Below are 3,242 nucleotides of genomic sequence, written 5' to 3'. Positions count from 1 at the left end.
CCCGGCCTTGTACTCCGCCGTGAACTCCCGGCGCGGCCTGCGGGGCTTCCTCTGCTTTTCGTCAGTCGCGGACATCCCGTGCTCCTTCCATCACATCTCGGGTGTCCACGGAACCGGGCCAGGCTCACTCCGTGCCATCGCCGCCCTCGTGGACAGGAAGGAGCCATCCAATGGCTGACGCCGTGAAGGTGGGGCAGGTACGGGAGCCGTGCCCCATGCGAGTTGGTCGTGTCCACCCGTACCGCGTGAAGGTCGTTGGCCTCGTTGGTCCTCGCTTCCGCATCAGCAACGCGAAGGCGGCCACGCGCGTCCTCTCGTCGAAAACCATTGAGAAGCGCTGGCCGGTCGTTGTCGTTGGTGGACCCAGGGCGGAGTACCCCAAGAAGAGAGATCACTCCGGTGAGCCTGCCGTGCTCACGGCTGGTACGCCCGGCTCCATTTCCGCTTGAATCGGTAGGGTGCACCGCGCAAGCTCCTTACCTAGGTGGAACCACGACAGGAGGGCGTCACGATGATCTGCAAGAAAGACCATCGGCACGAGCAGATGTTCCTGCAGCTTCCAAACAGCCAAGGTGGCGACGGTCGGCACAAGTGCGCCGGCTGCGCCTACGAGACCGGCTTGGCCGCCGGCCGAGAGCGCCAGGAGAAGGTGGACCTGGATCTCGACTCGCTCTCGGAGAGTCAAGCCGGCGCCGTTCGTCACAAGAGCCCACACGCAGCTTGGGCGCTCGGCTACCTGAACGGCGTCCGGGAGTCCTACGAGGGTTAGATCACTGAACTTTGAATTAGACGGCTGCGACCTTGATGCGGCAGCGTATATCCAAGCCATGCCCATCGGATTTCGCCTCGCGCAACTCGACGCCATCAAGTGGCTTGGCGAGATCCCCTCCGCGTCGGTGGACCTCGCCATCACCGACCCGCCCTATGAGTCTCTTGAGAAGCACCGCGCTGTCGGCACCACCACGCGCCTCAAGCACTCCAAGGCGTCGAGCAATGCCTGGTTCCAAATCTTCCCGAACGCCCGGTTTCCGGAACTCTTTGCCGAACTCTATCGCGTCCTCAAGCGGAACTCGCACCTCTACTTATTCTGCGATCCCGAGACGGCGTTCATCGCGAAGCCTCTCGCCGAGGAGGCTGGCTTCAAATTCTGGAAGCCGCTCATCTGGGACAAGAAGAACATCGGGATGGGGTATCACTACCGGGCCCGCTACGAGTTCATCCTCTTTTTTGAGAAGGGTAAGCGGAAGCTTCGCGATCTCGGGGTGTCCGATATCATCGAAGCCCCACGAATCCGCAACGGATATCCGGCGGAGAAGCCCGTTGCGGTGAGCGAACTGCTAGTCACGCAAAGCAGCGAGCCTGGGGGCGTCGTGATCGATCCGTTCATGGGCGCGGGCTCGGTCGGGTGCGCCGCCGTCAAGCACGAGCGCCACTTCTGGGGCAACGATGTGGGGGCCGAGGCGGTGAGCATCACGCGCAGCCGGCTCCTCGCACTCGGCGCCGCCGATAAACAACGGCAGCGTTAGTCCTCATCGCCCGCGAGACGGGCGTCCAAGATGCCGCGTGATCCGGCGGACCCGCCGGTCGCGCAGAAGAGTGCTGGGCGATAAGGTCCGCCGCTCAGAAGCTGAGCTATCCCCTCATTTGAAGATTCCCCTCGGAGAATGCATGAGCAGCCGAGCGAGCAAGCTCAGAGGGGAAATCGAAAATGAGGGGATGCTTCAGGCTCAGAAGGGCACCTGGGCGGCCGGATACTTGAGGCGGCGCGGGTGCTTGGGAATGTCCGCGCTCTGCAAATAGCCGAGGCAGAAAAGCGGCTTGCGGGTCGCGCGCAGCATCGCCTCGATCTCCGCGCAGCGGTTCGCATTGAGGTCTACGGCGGGCGCGCCCCAACAGCACAAGAAGGCCTGGGCGTTGGCCACCATGGTCTTCAAAAACCGGTCGGTGTGCCGATCCCATAACACCAAGCCTGGCGCCTTGAGATTGGCGGGATTCTTGTCGCAGTAGGAGAAGACGTTGGCCATGAGCAGCCGGGTGTAGCCCCACTGCCGGGCGACGTTGACCAATTTCGAAACCGTCTTGTCCGAGCCGTGCCGCGTGGCCGTTGCCGGGTTGCAGCCGCAGGCCATCAGGATGCGCTCCGTCCCGTCGTCCTGACCGGCGCTGGCCCCCCCGAAAATGTAGTCGAGATAGTAGCGGTGCGGCCCGTTCCGCGTGTGCGGGGCGAAGCAGTCCCGCGCTGCTAGCACCTTCACCTTGCCCGCTTTGAACAGGAAGGAACGGCGGCCGGGCGGAAGCTGGAAAAGGGACATGGCGAGGGAGGGGCCGGAATGGAGGCTCGGCATCCAGCAAAGCGCATTCCGCCGGGGATTGGCTTACGGGCAATCTGCCGCGCGCTCCCTCACCTGCCCCCCCTTGCCACACCTCACCAGGGCATACGCTACCGTTGGGCTCCCACGAACCCCCCCTGGAGCATCGTGCGCCCCTGGTTCCGTTTCCAGCCGGTGGAGTTCGTCGCCGGTGAGTGGGATAACGAGTGCGTCATCCAGCAGGTCACGCTCACGTACGATTCCTTCGAGCTGGTGCAGTAGGCGGTCGGCCTACTATGGCTCGGGCACGGGCGGAAGAGCATCGATGCGCCACGGCTGCTGCTCGCGCATCGTATCTCGGGCGCGGTCCGCGAACCTGCGGAATTTCTTGTCACGCCAAAGGTCGCGAAGCTCCTTCGGCTTCGCGGACATCAGTTTCTTCCCGTCCCTGTCAACGACATCGCCCGTATACGGATCAAGCACCACGCTGTGGTCCTCGATATCGTGGCCATGGGGAGCCGGGCGGTTCGCGTCCTTGTCCGTCAGATGAAACTCCCAACGTCTACCCGCGATCTCAAAGCCCGGTATGAGGTGAAGAAAATCCGGCTCCTCCTCGCGAGCTTCCGTCGTTACTTCGATGCCATGCTTCTCGGCAACTCCGAACACGTCATCAACCGCCGGAGCCTCACGGACGGTCTCGATGGGGCCGGCGTTCTGGACGAGCCACCTGATTAGGTCGCGCTGAAGTTCCGCGTCGTCCGGAAGACGCTCATTCTCCTCCGCCCCAGGATTTCTTGAGACACCTCTCTGGGGGAATAACCTCCCCCTCGCGAGGTGGATGTGAAGAAGCAACAGAAGCAGGACAGGACGGCGGAGCGCGGTCGGTTCTCGGCGAAGCGGAAGAAGGAGGCTGTGCTCCGATTGCTCAAGGGC

At 63.2% G+C, this 3,242-nt stretch carries 4 protein-coding genes; 2 read left to right on the top strand and 2 right to left on the bottom strand.

The genetic code is table 11. From position 1 onward, the window contains the following. Positions 1–511 precede the first annotated feature (511 nt). Together D7V77_RS41150 and D7V77_RS41145 are read left to right on the top strand one after the other, a co-directional pair. Positions 512–769 (top strand): hypothetical protein, encoded by a 258-nt coding sequence (locus tag D7V77_RS41150; RefSeq protein ID WP_120581623.1) that lies wholly within the window; start codon positions 512–514, stop codon positions 767–769. 58 nt (positions 770–827) lie between these two features. Beyond that, complete coding sequence (locus tag D7V77_RS41145; protein ID WP_120581622.1) at positions 828–1,526, top strand: site-specific DNA-methyltransferase; 699 nt, start codon at positions 828–830, stop codon at positions 1,524–1,526. A gap of 201 nt (positions 1,527–1,727) precedes the next feature. Here the strand turns inward: D7V77_RS41145 and D7V77_RS41140 are convergent, their stop codons facing one another. Together D7V77_RS41140 and D7V77_RS44070 are read right to left on the bottom strand one after the other, a co-directional pair. Then, entirely contained in the window at positions 1,728–2,345 is a 618-nt protein-coding gene (locus D7V77_RS41140; RefSeq protein WP_120581621.1) for a DUF1643 domain-containing protein, read from the bottom strand. 258 nt (positions 2,346–2,603) lie between these two features. Beyond that, positions 2,604–3,242, bottom strand: a 639-nt coding sequence (locus tag D7V77_RS44070) for a hypothetical protein (protein WP_158624589.1), incomplete at its 5' end; no start/stop codon positions are given.

It is taken from the genome of Corallococcus sp. CA041A (genome assembly GCF_003612075.1).
GTDB lineage: Bacteria > Myxococcota > Myxococcia > Myxococcales > Myxococcaceae > Corallococcus > Corallococcus exiguus.
The sequence above is the reverse complement of the archived record's forward strand: the minus strand, read 5'-3'. Positions and strand labels throughout refer to the sequence as shown.

Coding starts and splice junctions, on each gene's coding strand:
- D7V77_RS41150 (WP_120581623.1), top strand. CDS start 512: ATGATCTGCAAGAAAGACCATCGGCACGAGCAGATGTTCCTGCAGCTT.
- D7V77_RS41140 (WP_120581621.1), bottom strand. CDS start 2,345: ATGCCGAGCCTCCATTCCGGCCCCTCCCTCGCCATGTCCCTTTTCCAG.
- D7V77_RS41145 (WP_120581622.1), top strand. CDS start 828: ATGCCCATCGGATTTCGCCTCGCGCAACTCGACGCCATCAAGTGGCTT.